This is a genomic window from Bartonella kosoyi (assembly GCF_003606325.2).
Taxonomy (GTDB): domain Bacteria; phylum Pseudomonadota; class Alphaproteobacteria; order Rhizobiales; family Rhizobiaceae; genus Bartonella; species Bartonella kosoyi.
Genome location: NZ_CP031843.2, coordinates 882030 through 899603, shown reverse-complemented (window position 1 = coordinate 899603; position 17574 = coordinate 882030). Strand labels below are relative to the sequence as shown.

Below are 17574 nucleotides of genomic sequence, written 5' to 3'. Positions count from 1 at the left end.
TATTATACCTCAAAATATCGATGCTTAACGCACCAAAGCCTTAAAATAGAACTGTTAAATTATTATCTCAATAATCTCTTCTTTACGCATTTTCACAAGCAATGTTTTTGTGCGCATAGAGGAAAATTTTAATCACATTCGCTTTCAATATTTCTCACTTTGAAAGATAAGTTTTTATCTATTGGACAATAGATTGATTTATAAAAATAATTTACTTTTTGCATATTAAATAAAAGACTCGTATAGCGTCAGATTCTCTCATTCCAAACTTATACCATATTGAATCACCCAAAATCACTTACTTACACGTTATAAACGACTAGGTCATGTGGAATGAAGCTGTACAAAAAAAGACTAAAAAATGCTTCTTGTGAATGCTCTCAAGTGCCAAGAGCTTGGGTTGCAACCTCAGAAAATGGCAAAGGGTGTGATGGTGCCAGCTTGTTCTTTTATTAAGCTATTAAACGTAAAGATGCTCCTACTCAATAAGTTTTATATGACTCATAGCGGCTTTACCGTTAGATTATTCACGAAATGGATTTAGATGTGCTAAGAGATGTTTTTTTAAACAAGCGCGTAAATATGTGACACAAGCATATTTCATTTAAAGTATTCCTCCATAAAAAAACGAGCAAAACAAGAGTGTAAAGCCATGCATAATCTTTGTCATCTAAAAGATATTGCTTTAAATGATTTTGAAAAAAAATAAATCTGAATTAAAAAGGAGATGATAAAATCAACTTTTTGTGTTCACCTTTACAACTTTATATTCTCCCCCAATTAGGTAACCTTTCTATTTTAGAGATTACAGCAATAAAAATATACACAATACGCTCGCTCTTTCACCTTGCATATGGATATTGAAGCAGCCAGGCTTTTACCCATCTCAATATATATTTCGAACATGCAGCAGCATTAGAATTAGATATTGATATAAAAACAGAAATAAAAGCATGTTCCTTTTAAGGAAAAGAACAAAACTATTAAGAGCCCAGCAATGGATTGAAGAGAAGTGCCAGAATTTTTATAAAACACTTTGCCCCCCTAACACAACTGGCTTTGCATTTTTCTATCCTGATAGCTCTTCGTACAAATCCCCGGCACCATATTCCTGAAAATAAGATTGAAGAGAATAATAGAGAATTCTTCGCTCAAGAATATGAAAGGGAAGCATGATACTACAAAAGAATTTCGTACACCTTTATTGATCAGAAAAGAATATTTTCTTTTAGCCAATTTACAATTGAAACACGTATAATATTTATACTATTTTACATCCGCAGCAATAACAGCTTTGGTAATTGCATCAGGATCGATAACAGGTTCACCACGTTTAATTTTATCAACATTTTCCATACCTTCAACGACCTTCCCCCATATAGAATATTGACGATCAAGCCACGGAGCATCTGCAAAACAAATAAAAAACTGCGAATTAGCGGAATTTGGATTCTGACTCCGTGCCATAGAAACTGTACCACGCTTATGAGAAAGATTTGAAAACTCTGCTGTTAAATTTGGTTTTTCTGAACCACCCATCCCCGCACGTGATAAATTAAATTTTTCACCATCCTTCTTTCCAAATTGCACATCACCCGTCTGCGCCATAAAACCATCAATAACACGATGGAAAATAACATTATCATAAGCACCTTCACGAACAAGTTCTTTAATACGTGCAACATGACCAGGCGCTAAATCAGCAAAAAGTTCAATAACAACTCTACCCTTCGTCGTTTCAAGAATTAAGATATTCTCTGGATTTTTATTCTCAGCCATATGAAAACTCCCTTGATTTATCTTTCAATTTGTAAAGTAGCAGCATAAATAACATCAGGATTTGTTACAGCCCCATTATTACTTGCGGTTCCTTTTTTAATTTTATCAACAATATCCATCCCCTTTATAACTTCTCCAAAAATCGTATACTGACCATTCAAAAAAGGAGCATCATCAAAACAAATGAAGAATTGAGAATTCGCGGAATCTGGATCTTGTGACCGTGCCATTCCAACAGTACCGCGCCTAAACGGTTGCTTTGAAAACTCAGCCGGTATATTGGGATAATTTGAATCTCCCATACCAACGCGTTTCAGATCAAAATCTCTACTGCCCTTTTTTCCAAACTTTACATCACCAGTTTGTGCCATAAAGCCAGGAATAACGCGATGAAACACAACATTATTGTAAGCCCCCTCCTCTGTTAGTTTTTTGATTTGCGCAACGTGTTTTGGCGCCAAATCAGGACGCAAACGAATAATAACATCACCGTCTTTGAGAGATAAAACAAGCAGGTTTGCATCACTTGCTGGGCTTACTGAGCTAAAATTATTAGCAACAGCGCGCAATGAAAAAAAACAAAAAAAACATATCAAAACAGCAAAGAATCTACGAGACACCATTATTCACCCCTATAAAGACTGGAATTTCGACCGTAAAGCTTGTGCAATATTGGTCGGCACAAATGGCGTCACATCCCCTCCCATAGAGGCAATTTGACGAACCAATGTAGATGTTATCGCACGTCCAGAAACGCTTGCCGGCAAAAAAACAGTTTGCAATTCAGAGGCCATAATAGCATTCATCCCTGCCATTTGCATTTCATAATCAAGATCAGTACCATCACGCAATCCACGAATGAGAAATGAAGCACCAACTTCACGCGCCTTCTCAATGAGAAGATTATTAAATGCAAGAACCTGCAACCGATTAGAATCTGCACCGAGCAAGTCTTTTCCTACCTGCGTAATGAAATCAACACGCTCTTCAAAGCTAAAAAGTGTCTTTTTATTAGCCTGTAGTCCTATAGCGACGATCACCTTATCAGCTAACACAAAACACCCTTTCAAAACATCAAGATGACCGTTTGTAAGAGGATCAAAGGAACCTGCATAAAAAGCAATTTTCATGATTTCACTCCACCCTCTTCAAAATTATTTTTCTTCACTCATATTAACGATATCAGAATGATTCTCACCTTCATCCTCCAATGAACGCGTATCATCTTCAGGTTCAGAAATACGCTCAACCGATACAACTCTTTCACCTTCGGCTGTATTAAAAATCGTCACTCCCTTCGTTGAACGCCCAGCAGTACGAATTCCCTCAACGGGGACGCGAATAAGCTGTCCCCCATCTGATACCAACATAATTTGATCTTGCGCCTTCACCGGAAAAGCCGCTACTAATTTACCAATTTCAGCTGTTTTAGAGGGGTCTGTTGCACGAATCCCTTTCCCACCACGTCCCGAAATCCGGAATTCATAGGAAGAAGAGCGCTTACCATAACCAAATTCACTCACGGTTAAAAGCATTTGTTCACGTTCATGGAGTTCTGCATAACGCTCATCTGTTAACTCTGTCTCCATTCCTGCATCTTCTTCATCCAGAGTTACAATATCCTCTGTATCAACACCATCAGCACGCCGTTCATTCATCACACGTTTAATGTAAGCAGAACGCTCAATGGACGTTGCCTCAACGTGTTCTAAGATTGTCATCGAAATGACTTTATCGCCTTGAGCCAAATTGATACCACGAACACCTACAGAATTACGCCCTACAAAAACACGAACATCTACCACTGGAAAACGGATACATTGTCCATTCGCTGTTGTGAGAACAACATCATCATGTTCCATACAGGTCTCAACAGAAAGAATTTCATCTTCTTCATCAAGTTTCATGGCAATTTTACCATTACGATTAACCTGAACGAAATCTGATAACTTATTACGACGCACAGTTCCACGTGTTGTCGCAAACATGACATCCAATGCACTCCAACTTGCCTCATCTTCTGGCAAAGGCATAATCGTTGTAATGCGTTCCCCTTGTTGTAAGGGAAGCATATTGATCAAAGCTCTCCCACGCGATTGCGGTGTACCCAGAGGTAGTCGCCAAACTTTTTCCTTATAAACAATCCCCCGTGATGAAAAGAAAAGAACCGGAGTATGCGTATTGGCGACAAACAAACGCGTGACAAAATCCTCATCTTTCGTCGACATACCAGAACGTCCCTTACCGCCACGACGCTGTGCACGATAGGTATTAAGAGGAACACGCTTAATATAGCCACTATGGCTCACCGTTACCACCATATCCTCTGGTGCAATCAGATCTTCACTGTCCATCTCAGCGCGACCAAAACCAAATACGGTCCGTCGCGGTGTTGCAAATTCCTCACGAAGAGCACTCAACTCGTCTTTAACAATATGCAGTATGCGCACACGCGATGCCAAAATATCAAGATAATCAGCAATATCCACGCCAATTTTATTCAATTCATCAGCGATTTCATCACGCCCAAGGGCTGTCAACCGTTGCAAACGCAATTCTAAAATAGCACGCGCCTGTTCTTCAGAGAGATTATAAGTACCATCCTCATGAATAATATGACGGGGATCATCAATAAGTTTAATCAAAGGCGCAACATCCATCGCTGGCCAACGTCGCTCCATTAATTGCGCACGTGCTGTCTGTGGATCGGGCGCTTTGCGAATAAGCGCTATGATTTCATCAATATTGGCAACTGCAAGGGCAAGACCAACCAAAACATGGGCCCGCTCACGGGCTTTACGCAAAAGATATTTTGTTCGCCGACTAACAACCTCTTCCCGAAAATTAACAAATGCACGAAGCATATCAAGCAACGTCATTTGTTCGGGCTTTCCCCCGTTCAACGCAACCATATTACAACCAAAAGAAGTTTGCAGCGGCGTATAACGATATAATTGGTTTAAAACAACTTCCGCAACAACATCTTTCTTCAGCTCAATAACGACACGATAGCCATCACGATCAGATTCGTCTCGCAAATCGGAGATTCCCTCAATGCGTTTATCACGTACCAATTCGGCCATTTTCTCAATCATCGTTGCCTTATTAACCTGATAAGGAATCTCACTCACAATGATTGCCTGCCGACCACTGCGAATTTCTTCAATATCAACTTTAGCACGCATAATAATTGAGCCACGCCCTGTTTCATAAGCTGAACGGACCCCAGAATGGCCGAGGATAATCCCCCCTGTAGGAAAATCTGGCCCAGGAATAATTTCAATGATTTGATCGAGTGTGATACCGGGATTATCAATCAGAGCGATACAACCATCAACAACTTCACCAAGATTATGGGGAGGAATATTGGTTGCCATTCCCACAGCAATCCCCCCTGATCCGTTAACCAAAAGATTAGGAAAACGGGCTGGTAAAACAACCGGTTCACGTTCACGCCCATCATAATTATCTTGAAAATCAACAGTATCTTTATCAATGTCAGCTAAAAGCGCTTCTGAAACTTTTTCTAAACGACACTCCGTATAGCGCATTGCCGCCGGTGGATCACCATCCACGGAACCAAAATTCCCCTGACCATCAATCAATGGATTTCTCAAAGAGAAATCCTGCGCCATACGCACCAAAGCATCATAAATCGAAGCATCACCATGGGGATGAAATTTTCCCATAACCTCCCCAACAACACCAGCAGATTTACGATAGGGTTTATTAAAAACAAGCCCCATCTCATTCATAGCATGAAGGATACGTCGATGAACAGGTTTAAGACCATCACGGACATCAGGGAGTGCACGCGAAACAATGACGCTCATTGCATAATCGAGATAAGAGCGTTGCATTTCATCAATAATGCTGATTGGTTCAATACCGGTCAGCACATCACGTTCTAGCTGTGGAGTAAGATCGGTCACAATTTTAAAACTTTCAAAAAAGAATCACTTCACTTTGTTTATATCTAAAAATACACCAGAATGCTAATTTCTCTCCCATAACAAAGGAGAAGTTTAACAATATTTTTCAAGATGTTATTAATTTATATTAAAAATTACCAATAATAATAAACCGTTTCCACTTCGCTAAACTTCAAAAATCTAAAACAAATAAATCAGAAAGAAATCGTAATACTTTAAATTTAAAGGCTCTTAGAAAGGAACGTCATCATCTAATTTGTGAGAAAAACTTTCTCCCATTTGGCTATTATTTTGGCCAAAAGTATTTCTCTGATTTGAGCTACTATCCGCAAAGCCACCACTGTAACTGCCCCCTTGACTTGCTCCTTGCTCTCCACTAGCTCCCCCACGGCCATCGAGCATTTGTAATTCACCACGGTATTTTTGCAAAACAATCTCCGTTGTATAACGATCATTTCCATTTTGATCTTGCCATTTCCGTGTCTGTAACTGTCCCTCAAGATAAATTTTGCTGCCTTTTTTTAAATATTGCTCTGCAATTTTGACAAGGTTCTCATTAAAAATAACAATATTATGCCACTCGGTGCGTTCTTTTCGCTCATTTGTATTCCGATCACGCCAACTTTCCGAAGTAGCAATACGCAAATTGGCCACTTGATCTCCAGAATTCAAACGGCGGATTTCAGGATCTGACCCGAGATTACCAATCAAAATAACTTTATTAAGGCTACCAGCCATCGCATAAACTCCAAAATTTTAATTCGTAAATAGTCTTTATAGAACAGTTATAACCACCTTGACCTTCAATTTGCACACCTGTAATTGACCTTCAATATGGATATTGTTATCCTTTCCCAATATTGGATCCGTGTAATTATAACAAAATATGATAACGACGCATAGTTTATTCCATCACTAGAGAATAAAAAGCTTCTCGTTTGTATTTTCTTTTCATAAAATTTATAGCTTCTTTCTGCGTTAAAGCAGCTAAACACGTTGTAATTCTAAAAAAAAACAGTTTTATTCCATTTTAGAGGCTGAATTTTTGTCACATATGCTAAGGATAAAATATGACTCATCAAAAATATATCTCCATTCGCGGTGCACGTGAGCATAACCTTAAAGATATTGATCTCGATCTGCCTCGCGATAAACTCATTGTTATAACAGGACTTTCTGGATCAGGAAAATCGTCTTTAGCTTTTGATACAATTTACGCTGAAGGACAGCGCCGCTATGTCGAAAGCCTTTCGGCTTATGCACGCCAATTTCTCGAAGTCATGCAAAAACCCGACGTTGATCGCATAGATGGCCTTTCTCCAGCCATCTCCATTGAACAAAAAACCACCAGCCGCAACCCGCGCTCAACAGTTGGTACGGTGACTGAAATCCACGACTATATGCGTCTCCTCTTTGCTCGTATTGGTATCCCTCATTCCCCTGCGACAGGACGGCCCATTGAAAGTCAAACGGTAAGCCAAATGGTTGATCAAATTATGTCCTTACCAGAAGGAACGCGAATTTTTATTATGGCCCCCTTGGTGAGGGGACGAAAGGGAGAATATAAAAAAGAGCTCACAGAACTTTTAAGAAAAGGATTTCAACGCGCTAAAGTCGATGGAAAATTCTATGAAATCCCTGATATTCCACCTCTTGATAAAAAATATAAACATGACATTGATGTCGTGGTAGACCGCATTGTTGTCAATAAAGATATCACCTCTCGCTTGGCTGATAGTATAGAAACTTGTTTACAACTCGCAAATGGACTCGCCATTGCTGAAATGGCTGACCAACCCTTGGCACAAAAAGAAACAAAAAAAGAATCGGCTCATAAGTCAAAAAACGACACACACAAACGGCTTCTTTTTTCAGAAAAGTTTTCCTGCCCTGTATCAGGTTTTTCTATCCCTGAAATTGAACCACGTCTTTTTTCGTTCAATAACCCTTTTGGAGCCTGTCCTCTCTGCGATGGATTGGGAATCAAAAAGGCAATGGATCCATTGAAAGTTGTACCCAATAAAAATCTTACCTTAAAAGGCGGAGCCATTGCACCTTGGGCTAAATCAGATTCACTTTATTATAGCCAAACCTTAGAAGCATTAGGAAAAGCTTACGATTTCAAACTCACAGATCAGTGGTGTGAACTCTCTCATGAAGCACAACAAGCTATTCTCTACGGTACAAAAAGAAATGAAATTTCTTTTATCTACAAAAATAATTCTGGTTCACATAAAATGACTCAACCTTTTGAAGGAGTCATCCCCAATATGGAGAGACGCTGGAAGGAAACCGATTCTGCTTGGTCCCGTGAAGAAATTGAGCGTTATATGTCTTCTTCCCCTTGCGAAGCCTGTCACGGTTATCGTTTAAAACCAGAGGCACTTGCTGTGAAAATCCATGGGATGCATATTGGGCAAATATCAGATCTTTCTATTCTCAAAGCAGATGATTGGTTTGCCAATATTCATCAATATCTCACGGAAAAACAACGTAATATCGCAGTACGTATTTTAAAAGAAATTCGCGAGCGCTTAGCTTTTTTAAATCATGTAGGATTAGAATATCTTACCTTATCTCGCAATTCAGGGACGCTTTCAGGGGGAGAAAGTCAACGCATTCGATTAGCCTCTCAGATTGGTTCTGGTCTTACAGGAGTTCTTTATATTTTAGACGAACCATCTATCGGTTTACACCAACGTGATAATGAACGCCTTTTGGAAATGCTGCGCCATTTACGCGATCTTGGCAATACCGTCATTGTCGTTGAACATGATGAAGATGCTATTCTCACGGCAGACCATGTTGTCGATATGGGCCCTGCTGCAGGCGTTCATGGTGGTAAAGTCATAGCGCAAGGAACACCGCAAGAAATTATAGAAAATCAAGCCTCTCTCACAGGTCAATATCTTTCAGGAAAAATAGCTGTTAGACTGCCGACTGAGCGACGTAAAATATCAAAATCGAAAATCCTTAAAGTCATCGGTGCTAAAGGTAACAACCTTAAAAATATCAGTGCAAATATCCCTCTTGGAACCTTCACGTGCATAACCGGTGTTTCTGGAGGAGGAAAATCAACATTTCTTATTGAAACGCTTTTCAAAGCAGCATCCCATCAGATCATGGGTAGTCATCACAGCCCTGCTCGCTATGATAAAATTGAAGGCTTAGAATTTCTTGATAAAGTCATTGATATCAACCAGTCTCCCATTGGGCGCACCCCACGCTCTAATCCCGCAACCTATACAGGTGCTTTTACACCCATTCGTGATTGGTTTGCCGAACTTCCAGAATCAAAAGCCCGTGGTTATAAAGCGGGGCGTTTTTCATTTAATGTTAAAGGAGGACGCTGCGAAGCCTGCCAAGGTGATGGAGTCATCAAAATTGAAATGCACTTTTTACCGGATGTCTATGTGACTTGTGATGTCTGTAAAGGAAAGCGCTATAATCGAGAAACGTTAGAAATAAAATTCAAAGGGCAATCTATCGCTGATATTTTGGATATGACAATCGAAAAGGCAGAAGAATTTTTCCACTCTGTTCCCGCTATTCATAATAAAATGGAGACCCTCATTAAAGTAGGATTAGGTTACATAAAGGTAGGACAGCAAGCAACCACGCTTTCTGGTGGGGAAGCACAACGTGTCAAACTTGCAAAAGAACTTTCACGCAAAACAACGGGACGTACACTCTATATTTTGGATGAGCCGACAACAGGTTTACACTTTCATGATATTTCCAAGCTTCTTGAAGTGCTCCATGAACTGGTCGAGCAAGGCAACACCGTCATCGTCATTGAACATAACCTTGACGTTATCAAGACAGCCGACTGGATTATTGATTTAGGCCCAGAAGGTGGAGATCGCGGTGGTGAAATCGTTGCAGTTGGACGCCCTGAAGACATTATTAAAGTTCCCGCTTCCTATACGGGAAAATTTCTAAAAGATGTTTTACAGCGCCAATCTCTCTACAATTCAAACGCTTAAAAAAATTTACCTTTGAAAATACAACAATACGAACAAAGCCTGTACTTTTATTGTTGTCTGCAAATTAATCTTTCATTCCAGAAGCAGCAGCATGTTTGAAACAAGACTGAAACGATTGAGCACTTTATAAGCTGTTTCAGTTTTCGTATTGCCAAATAGGAACGCACGCATAATTGCCTATTTCTTATCTATTTGTTTATATCTGATCTATTTGTTTATATCTGAAATGATCAGACAACCTAATTTGGAAAGAATACAAAATTTGAAAGGTATAAAAAAATTTTTATCTTTACCAGCTCCTTTTAATTTTCATCTTGATGACTTTCAAAAACATCCGCAACAAGATCTTATAATAAGGATTGCATATTGCTTCATGCTTTTGTTTATCGCGTTCTCTAACAAGATCACGCACCTCACGAAAAGACAAAATACCCCAAACGGAATATATTTGCGTTGCCAATTCCAGACGCTTGTTTTAGAGTAATATTTCTCAGTGCTCCCAAGCCCATTGCATGACATCTCCTGTGAATGGTATATCGATGCATCCATCATTGTACATCAGCATCTTTATATTTAATAATGGAGCAAACCACCGCTATTATGATATTAGCCAGCCCCCATCACTACCCCAAAGCCCTTACATTTAAAGTGCAGTCTATGATAGGTCTCTTTATTATTTCTCTCTTAGCCATTTTTATCCACACACCCGCACGATTTAGGATATACAAAGATATTGTTTTGATTGATTGACGATAAAAAGACCTAAAATGAGAAAATCTCACGCTCTTAGAATTTCTTATTCAATATGAGAAAACGTATAATTATTCTTATAAATCAACGTATTATTCAAAAAAACAAAACTCCCTTATTATATTATTTTAATTCTGTACAAAAGAAGTGTAAGATTTTTTTCAAAACAACAATATTTCACATTAATTCTACAAAAAAATCTCCTCCAAGAGCATAAAATATCATTATTGTCGACTTTTTGTGCACAAAGTATCTGTTGGACATCTTACAGTTGTCAATATAATGTGATGCAGTCTAAAAAGACAAAATAACGTTGGAGATCATTTCAGCATGAAAAAAATTGAAGCCATTATAAAACCTTTCAAACTTGATGAAGTAAAAGAAGCGCTTCAAAAAATTGGCCTACATGGTATTACAGTCACAGAAGCGAAAGGTTTTGGTCGTCAAAAGGAACATACAGAACTTTATCGTGGTACAAAATATGTTGTTGACTTTCTCCCTAAAGTAAAGATTGAAATTGTTGTATCCGATGAAAAACTGGAACAAACTGTTGATGCAATACGCAAAGCAGCGCAAACGAAACATATAGGAGATGGAAAAATATTTGTCTTTTCCATTGATGATGCCATTCGTATAGGCACTGACGAAACTGGAGTGGATGCTCTTTAATAGACAAAAAAAATTCACTTTTTTATCACCCTCAACGCCATATTAAGGAAATTGAATATGACAACCGCATCAGATATTATCAAACAGATCGCAGACAACGAAATCCGTTTTGTTGATTTACGTTTTACTGATCCACGAGGAAAATTGCATCACATTACAATGGATATCGAAGAAATCAGCGAGGATACCTTTAGTGATGGTGTTATGTTTGATGGTTCTTCAATTGCTGGTTGGAAAACAATTAATGAATCTGACATGGTTTTAATGCCTGATCCCAAAACAGCGCATATTGATCCTTTTTTTGCTCAGTCTACTTTGGTCATATTTTGTGATATCCTTGACCCTGTTTCTGGTGAGTTTTATCGTAGAGATCCTCGTTCTATTGCCAAAAGGGCTGAGGTTTATATGAAATCTTTAGGTATTGGCGATACAATCAATATAGGTCCAGAAGCAGAGTTTTTTATCTTTGATGATGTGCGCTATAAAACAGACCCTTACAATACAGGATTTAAACTCGATTCAAGTGAACTTCCTTCCAATGATGATACAGAATATGAAACAGGCAATCTAGGACATCGCCCACGAATGAAGGGAGGCTATCTTCCTGTCCCACCGATTGATTCCTGCCAAGATATGCGTTCTGAAATGCTCACAGCACTCAAAGATATGGGAGTGCAGGTTGAAAAACACCATCATGAAGTAGCAGCCGGTCAACATGAATTGGGGATTCGTTTTGATACGCTTGTTCGCGAAGCGGATAAGATGCAAATTTTTAAATATGTTGTGCATCAAATAGCAAACAGTTATGGAAAAACAGCAACTTTCATGCCCAAACCGGTGTTTGGTGACAATGGCTCAGGTATGCACGTCCACATGTCTATTTGGAAAGATGGCAAGCCCATTTTTGCGGGAAATGAATATGCCGGACTTTCAGAAACCTGTTTATTCTTTATCGGTGGCGTCATTAAGCATGCAAAAGCAATTAATGCCTTTACCAATCCATCCACAAATTCCTACAAGCGGTTGGTTCCTGGTTATGAAGCTCCTGTCCTTCTTGCCTATTCGGCACGTAATCGTTCTGCTTCTTGCCGTATTCCAATGAGTTCTTCGCCAAATTCAAAACGCGTAGAAGTTCGTTTTCCAGACCCAACAGCAAATCCTTATTTAGCATTTGCAGCCCTCTTAATGGCTGGTCTTGATGGCATCAAAAACAAAATTCACCCTGGACATGCTATGGATAAAGATCTTTATGATCTTCCCTTAAAAGAACGCAAAGAAATCCCTACCGTTTCAGGAAGTCTGCGTGAAGCACTTGAAGCACTCGACAAAGATCGTGGCTTTCTTAAAGCTGGTGATGTTTTTGATGATGATCAGATTAATTCCTTTATTCAAGTAAAGATGCAAGAAGTCTTGCGTTACGAAACAACGCCCCATCCTGTTGAATTTGATATGTATTATTCTGTTTAAACAATCAATACACATTCTTTTGATTTTTAAAATGGGGGCAAAAGCCTCCATTTTTGTGGATATCCATCTCACACCAAAGCATAAGAAGCTTTTTTCTCATCTGCTTTTCCTTTATAATCATTTTGGGTTTTTTCAAATTAATTAATAAGGTTTTTAATGCTGCGAATTTTTTTACTCGTTCCCATTTTTTTATACATGATCACTATCGCACCGATAACGCAAGCAAGTCCCATGGAAAACCCAATATTTCGTCTCTTTGAAAAAGAGATATTAGCTTACAGTGAAGCACTTCAAAATGCCGATGCAAATGCCATCTTAAATGCTATCCCTCCCGAAATCATTAACAGTTTAACCGCTAAAAAAAATCTTAGTCAATCGCAATTTCGGCAAATTATGAAAAGCCAAATTGAACAGTTGGCAGAAAATTATAAGATTGAAAGTATCCACATTGACCAAAAACAAAAACGTGAAGGTACACTTGATAATGGCATTCCTTATTTTGTTATACCCGTTGAGCTTGTAACCACAACAAATTCTGGAAAAAAATGCTCTATTCAAACTGAAATTATTGCCCTACTTCATAATAATCAATGGTATTTTATCCGAGGGAATGACGAAGCAATCTTAAGTATAACCAATGAAATATTTCCTGGACTTGAAAAAGTAAAAATCAATCCGCAAAAAATCACAAAGATACTATAGTAAAAAAAACTTATAAACAAGCTGTGACAATTGTAGCAGCAGCCTTAAACTCAACTTTTTTGTGAGCACGGTGTGCCATTGCCTCTTTATCCGTTCCCCATTGTTCCATCATCCAATCTTCATCTAAATGAGCAATAGACCAAGCATGATCCGCATCAATTTTTCCCGCAGCAACAGCAAGAACAATAAGAGCAGATCCCGTTAAGGTCGTCATCATGTGAAGTGCAGCAAGCATATAAGGAGACTCAACGTTACGTAAATAATTACTCACGGCTTGAATGGCTTCTGGTGATTGTTCCATATGCATCAGCCCTTCTGTCAAATAAAACCGTGCACCCAGTTTTTCTTCTGCCCAATCCAATAAAGGATCCCATTGTTCAGATTGTTTTTGCACCAGCTCTGTAGGTGTTTGTGCACGATAAAAAATCATATCACAGGCAACGAAACGCAATAAATCTTCAAAAACAACCTGCATATCATCAGCTATACCATCAATAACAGTATTCACCAGACGCGTCATTGGCATTTTTACTGGATTAACAACGTGCTTTTGGCTCTCAAATTCCTGTGCAACAAATGTAGCAAATGCTTCCGTTGGCACGATAAAATGGCGCTTTGCAGGCGTTTTAACAGGACGTTCATCCAATAAAATTGTAAAACCGCCCTCTTCACAAGCAATTTTCACTTGCTTATAAAACCGTTTGGGGTGTGATTGGCATGAAAAATTTTGAGGATTCTGAACAGAACTCTTTTTATTCAAGGGCTTATCAAAATGATTCAAAATCTCACGCATATTGTTTACCTCTGATCTTTTCAAGAGAATGACTATTTCTTTAGATTCTGTGACCTCAATAAGGTTTAATCTGACCTTCTTAACGATTCCAAAGAAGAAAAAATATCCTACCAATCCAGATCTTATTTTAAAATATATCCTTTATTGAATAAACAAAACAATGATCTTGTCCATATATTCTAAAAACAGTTGTTAGAATAATTTTTTAAAAGAATTTGTTTTTCTTATATCTTGCTTTTTGAAATATTGATGCATAACATTGAAACGGATCAAGGTTATCTTCAATTTGATTTAGAGCCTTTTAAGCAAGTAATATCACTGGCAATTACAGATATAGAAGCACTTGAAACATTAGATGATGACGCTTATTTGGCAGGAGCTAAAGATTATATCCAAAATAATCTTGGAAAGCCGCAAACTTCACAGTCAAGATTTAATTTTTCAACTTCATCTTATGCACAGCGAGTTATTGGGGGATTAAATCATTGAGTTTCTTAAAAGGACGGTTATTCCTATTTACTTTTGCCATTCTAGCATTGTTTTCCATAAGTTGGTTATTATCTAAAAATTTGGTTAGCAATATACCAGTAATGCATGCGGTTGGACTGAGGTTGTGTGCGACTGCTGCTGCCTTATGGTTGATTGCAGCCATTCGTGAGAAAGCTGTTTTCAGATCCCTACCATTGCTTTCCATGATACCTTGTTTTTTAATTCTATCGGTGTTAGGATTCTCGCTGTACTTTGTATGCAGCTTTGGTGCATTAAAATCACTCAACGCCAGTGATTTAACCATGGTTCTCGCCACTATTCCAGGGATTACCTATATATTGGGGATACTGACGAATAGTCTTATGTTTTCATGGTTCAAGCTTATGGGTATGATCATTGTCAGTGTAGCGGCTATAGCATTCAATATAAACAGTGCAGAGGGGGGGATATTACAGCCTCATAGGAATAGCTCTTGCTTTAACAGCAGCACTTTCTTACTCTGCTTATGGCTTATTGTCTAAACGTTATCTTAAAAATTTACCTTTGCTCACCTCACTGGCTTGGATCACGACAATTTCTGCAGTGTCATTTATGCCATTATTCATTTTTGATCCTGCTCCAGTCTTATATCTTAAGTTAGAAGATATATTTAAGATATTGATTTTAGGAACTGTTTGCTCAGCGCCAGTTTACGTATTGTACCAAAAAGTTTTAGCTGAAGGAGGCGTATTATACGCCAACACTATTGGCGTATTATCTCCTTTTGCAGTCGTTGCATGTGAATGGATAATCGGCTCAAGCACCTCTCTCAATGTTATCAAAATAATTGCTATGATAATGGCTATTATAGGAATGACACTCTTATTTATAGATGCATCAAAGGTATCTGGATGGCAAGAAAAACGTCGTACCCAAAATTCCAAATTTAATGAGGAAACAAAATGAAAGAACTCGCGTTAGTTTGCCAACGCAATGCAAAATTACCGTTTATATTTGAAGCAGCACAAGCAGCTAACATCGAATTAGTCATGATCTATGATACCGCTGAAAGCGCTCCTACTCAACGACCCGCAGCAGTAACTTCAACTTGGCAACTTCCTGTTTTTGATAACCCAGAAACAGCTCTAGAAGCTTTTGCAACAGGCGTAAAAGAACGCAATATTGCTGGGGTTATGCCCCTTCGAGAAGAAGCCATCCTATGGACAGCTTTGGCGGCCAAAAAAATCAATACTCCCGGTATTGAGCCAGAAGTAGCTGCATTAACCAGAAACAAATATCTCATGCGGCAAGCTTTTGCTAAAGCAGGGCTTAGAACACCAAGATTTTTTTATATAGATAATCCAGAAGACCTATCACAAGTACTTGCCTTGGATTATCCGCTCGTTATTAAACCCGTCTCTGGATAGGCGAGTACAGGCGTAATGTTAGCTAAAAATTCCACCGAACTTCCTGATCTCGTCAAAGCGGTATGGAATGTTCAGCATAAAGACATGGCACGTTTTAACGATAAAAATAAACCTTTAGGTTTAGTCGTAGAACAGTATTTGCCAGGAAAAGAATTTGTCGTAGAATGCTTTGTGGATACAGCAGGTGTGCATGTTTTAGCCGTTGGCGACAAAGGACAACCTGAAGGACCATGGTTTGAGGAAACAATTTATCGTCAACGCTGTGATAGAGATGATCCTCTCGTTATTGCTTTATGTGAGGTTGCATGCTCGGGCGTTAAAGCTCTTGGTATAAATATGGGTGCTGCCCACGTAGAGCTACGCCTCGATGCCAATAACTTACCTTATATCATTGAGATTGGAGCTCGTATAGGTGGATCGGGGGTCTCCCATTTTATTGTGGAGCAAGGTACAGGGGTTTCATTTGCAAAACTCTGTATGAAAGCCGCTTTAGCTGAACAAAACCCCACCCTTCCCGATATACTCCCAGCTAAAAAAGTAGCTGCAAATTACATTATTCCTCTTCATGGTTATGGACGCTTCTGCGGATTTTCAGGTCTCGATAAGGTTGCACAGCATCCTCAAACCACCAGAACTATAATTTTCTTTGAACCTGATCATATTTCTCTACCTCCACCAGCATTTGGTGGATATCCTGGTTTTATTTTCTCTGTTCATGCCTCAGATCAAGAAGCGCACGATTACCATAAATGGCTTGATGATACCTTAAGCATCCTATGGAAAAATCATATTGATCAATAACCCGATAAAGATTCCACTCAATCTCAATTTTTATATAAATCTCATTGATATAGGCAAAATCACAAGGCGATTTCCTAAAATTTGGCAAACATTTTTTTATTAAAGATGCATATTTCAAAAACAAAAGATTGAAAAAACTATAACCTATTTTTACAGCGCATTTTAATAGAAGCTCTTCAATATTTCTATATTAGAAACAATGACGACCTATAATCGGCTTTTTCGACATGATCATCCTCTTCTCTCCACGCCTCAACAGAGAAAAAAGATCCTACCAACCCCACCCCGATTTAAGAATTATATTTCATATCTATTTAACAAACAAAACAATGATCTTGTTCATATATTCAACAACAGCTTCTAGTTTTTGAAAGAATTTATTTCGATTTAAAAACTGAAGATATTGAATTTGATAGCGATAATTCACCCACAACCCTGCACACTTTCCATCTAAAAAGAGAAGCATATACTCTCACATATTTTTAAGATATTCCTCACAGAATATAATGCAAAGCAGAAAAGTGCACTTCACAAAAAATACGAAATGGTGCATTTTACGCATTATCCATCTTTGCTTAACAGCAAAAGCTCTCAATTAAAAATCAATATCTTCCTGCCTTTCTTAATGCCCCCGTCAAACGACGGTATTTTACAGTATATAGGACACAACAATGCTGCTATTAAAAAAACTGATGACGAATGCATCTCATATCTTGGTAGCCAAAACAACACAAACAGATTTAGAGTTTCATTGACACATTCTTTTCAAAGCATTTGAGCCCCTTATCAATGAGACAAAA

At 38.4% G+C, this 17574-nt stretch carries 15 protein-coding genes; 9 read left to right on the top strand and 6 right to left on the bottom strand.

Annotation, left to right across the window (positions count from 1 at the left end; all coding sequences use genetic code 11):
- Window positions 1-1266: 1266 nt before the first annotated feature.
- The 5 genes from D1093_RS03940 to ssb all read right to left on the bottom strand — a co-directional run bounded on the left by D1093_RS03940 (window position 1267) and on the right by ssb (window position 6449).
- Window positions 1267-1779 (bottom strand): peptidylprolyl isomerase, encoded by a 513-nt coding sequence (locus D1093_RS03940; RefSeq protein WP_120100795.1) that lies wholly within the window; start codon window positions 1777-1779, stop codon window positions 1267-1269.
- Between the two features lie 17 nt (window positions 1780-1796).
- Complete coding sequence (locus tag D1093_RS03935) at window positions 1797-2402, bottom strand: peptidylprolyl isomerase (protein ID WP_120100794.1); 606 nt, start codon at window positions 2400-2402, stop codon at window positions 1797-1799.
- Window positions 2403-2411: 9 nt separating this feature from the next.
- On the bottom strand, window positions 2412-2909 hold the full coding sequence (coaD, locus tag D1093_RS03930) for a pantetheine-phosphate adenylyltransferase (protein ID WP_120100792.1): 498 nt from the start codon (window positions 2907-2909) through the stop codon (window positions 2412-2414).
- Window positions 2910-2933: 24 nt separating this feature from the next.
- Window positions 2934-5711 (bottom strand): DNA gyrase subunit A, encoded by a 2778-nt coding sequence (gyrA, locus tag D1093_RS03925; RefSeq protein WP_120100791.1) that lies wholly within the window; start codon window positions 5709-5711, stop codon window positions 2934-2936.
- 231 nt (window positions 5712-5942) lie between these two features.
- The gene (gene ssb / locus D1093_RS03920; protein ID WP_005773335.1) at window positions 5943-6449 is read right to left on the bottom strand and encodes a single-stranded DNA-binding protein; all 507 of its coding nucleotides are present in this window, start codon (window positions 6447-6449) and stop codon (window positions 5943-5945) included.
- A gap of 332 nt (window positions 6450-6781) precedes the next feature.
- On the opposite strand from ssb, the gene uvrA reads away from it, so the two are divergent.
- From uvrA to D1093_RS03900, 4 genes are all read left to right on the top strand, one after another.
- Window positions 6782-9697, top strand: a complete 2916-nt coding sequence (gene uvrA / locus D1093_RS03915; protein ID WP_120100789.1) for an excinuclease ABC subunit UvrA — start codon at window positions 6782-6784, stop codon at window positions 9695-9697.
- A gap of 1080 nt (window positions 9698-10777) precedes the next feature.
- The gene (locus D1093_RS03910) at window positions 10778-11116 is read left to right on the top strand and encodes a P-II family nitrogen regulator (RefSeq protein ID WP_120100787.1); all 339 of its coding nucleotides are present in this window, start codon (window positions 10778-10780) and stop codon (window positions 11114-11116) included.
- Window positions 11117-11173: 57 nt separating this feature from the next.
- Complete coding sequence (gene glnA / locus D1093_RS03905; protein WP_120100786.1) at window positions 11174-12583, top strand: type I glutamate--ammonia ligase; 1410 nt, start codon at window positions 11174-11176, stop codon at window positions 12581-12583.
- 156 nt (window positions 12584-12739) lie between these two features.
- Complete coding sequence (locus D1093_RS03900) at window positions 12740-13285, top strand: hypothetical protein (protein ID WP_120100784.1); 546 nt, start codon at window positions 12740-12742, stop codon at window positions 13283-13285.
- 10 nt (window positions 13286-13295) lie between these two features.
- On the opposite strand, the gene D1093_RS03895 is transcribed toward D1093_RS03900, so the two are convergent.
- Window positions 13296-14078: an ATP12 family chaperone protein gene (locus D1093_RS03895; RefSeq protein ID WP_120100782.1), complete on the bottom strand. Its 783-nt coding sequence runs from the start codon at window positions 14076-14078 to the stop codon at window positions 13296-13298.
- A gap of 249 nt (window positions 14079-14327) precedes the next feature.
- Between D1093_RS03895 and D1093_RS03890 the strand changes: the two genes are divergently transcribed.
- Genes D1093_RS03890 through D1093_RS10180 form a run of 5 tightly spaced genes read left to right on the top strand, consistent with a single transcriptional unit; the run spans window position 14328 to window position 16774 of the window.
- A complete protein-coding gene (locus tag D1093_RS03890) occupies window positions 14328-14567 on the top strand; it encodes a hypothetical protein (protein WP_244614030.1) in 240 nt (79 codons plus the stop codon).
- The gene (locus D1093_RS10195) at window positions 14564-15088 is read left to right on the top strand and encodes an EamA family transporter (RefSeq protein WP_342212228.1); all 525 of its coding nucleotides are present in this window, start codon (window positions 14564-14566) and stop codon (window positions 15086-15088) included. The genes D1093_RS03890 and D1093_RS10195 overlap by 4 nt, the downstream gene beginning before the upstream one ends.
- Window positions 15000-15512: a DMT family transporter gene (locus D1093_RS10190; protein ID WP_244614028.1), complete on the top strand. Its 513-nt coding sequence runs from the start codon at window positions 15000-15002 to the stop codon at window positions 15510-15512. The genes D1093_RS10195 and D1093_RS10190 overlap by 89 nt, the downstream gene beginning before the upstream one ends.
- Window positions 15509-15973, top strand: a complete 465-nt coding sequence (locus D1093_RS10185; RefSeq protein WP_244614027.1) for an ATP-grasp domain-containing protein — start codon at window positions 15509-15511, stop codon at window positions 15971-15973. Before D1093_RS10190 ends, D1093_RS10185 begins: the two co-directional genes overlap by 4 nt.
- Window positions 15974-15988: 15 nt before the next feature.
- The gene (locus tag D1093_RS10180; RefSeq protein WP_244614026.1) at window positions 15989-16774 is read left to right on the top strand and encodes an ATP-grasp domain-containing protein; all 786 of its coding nucleotides are present in this window, start codon (window positions 15989-15991) and stop codon (window positions 16772-16774) included.
- Window positions 16775-17574: the final 800 nt, after the last annotated feature.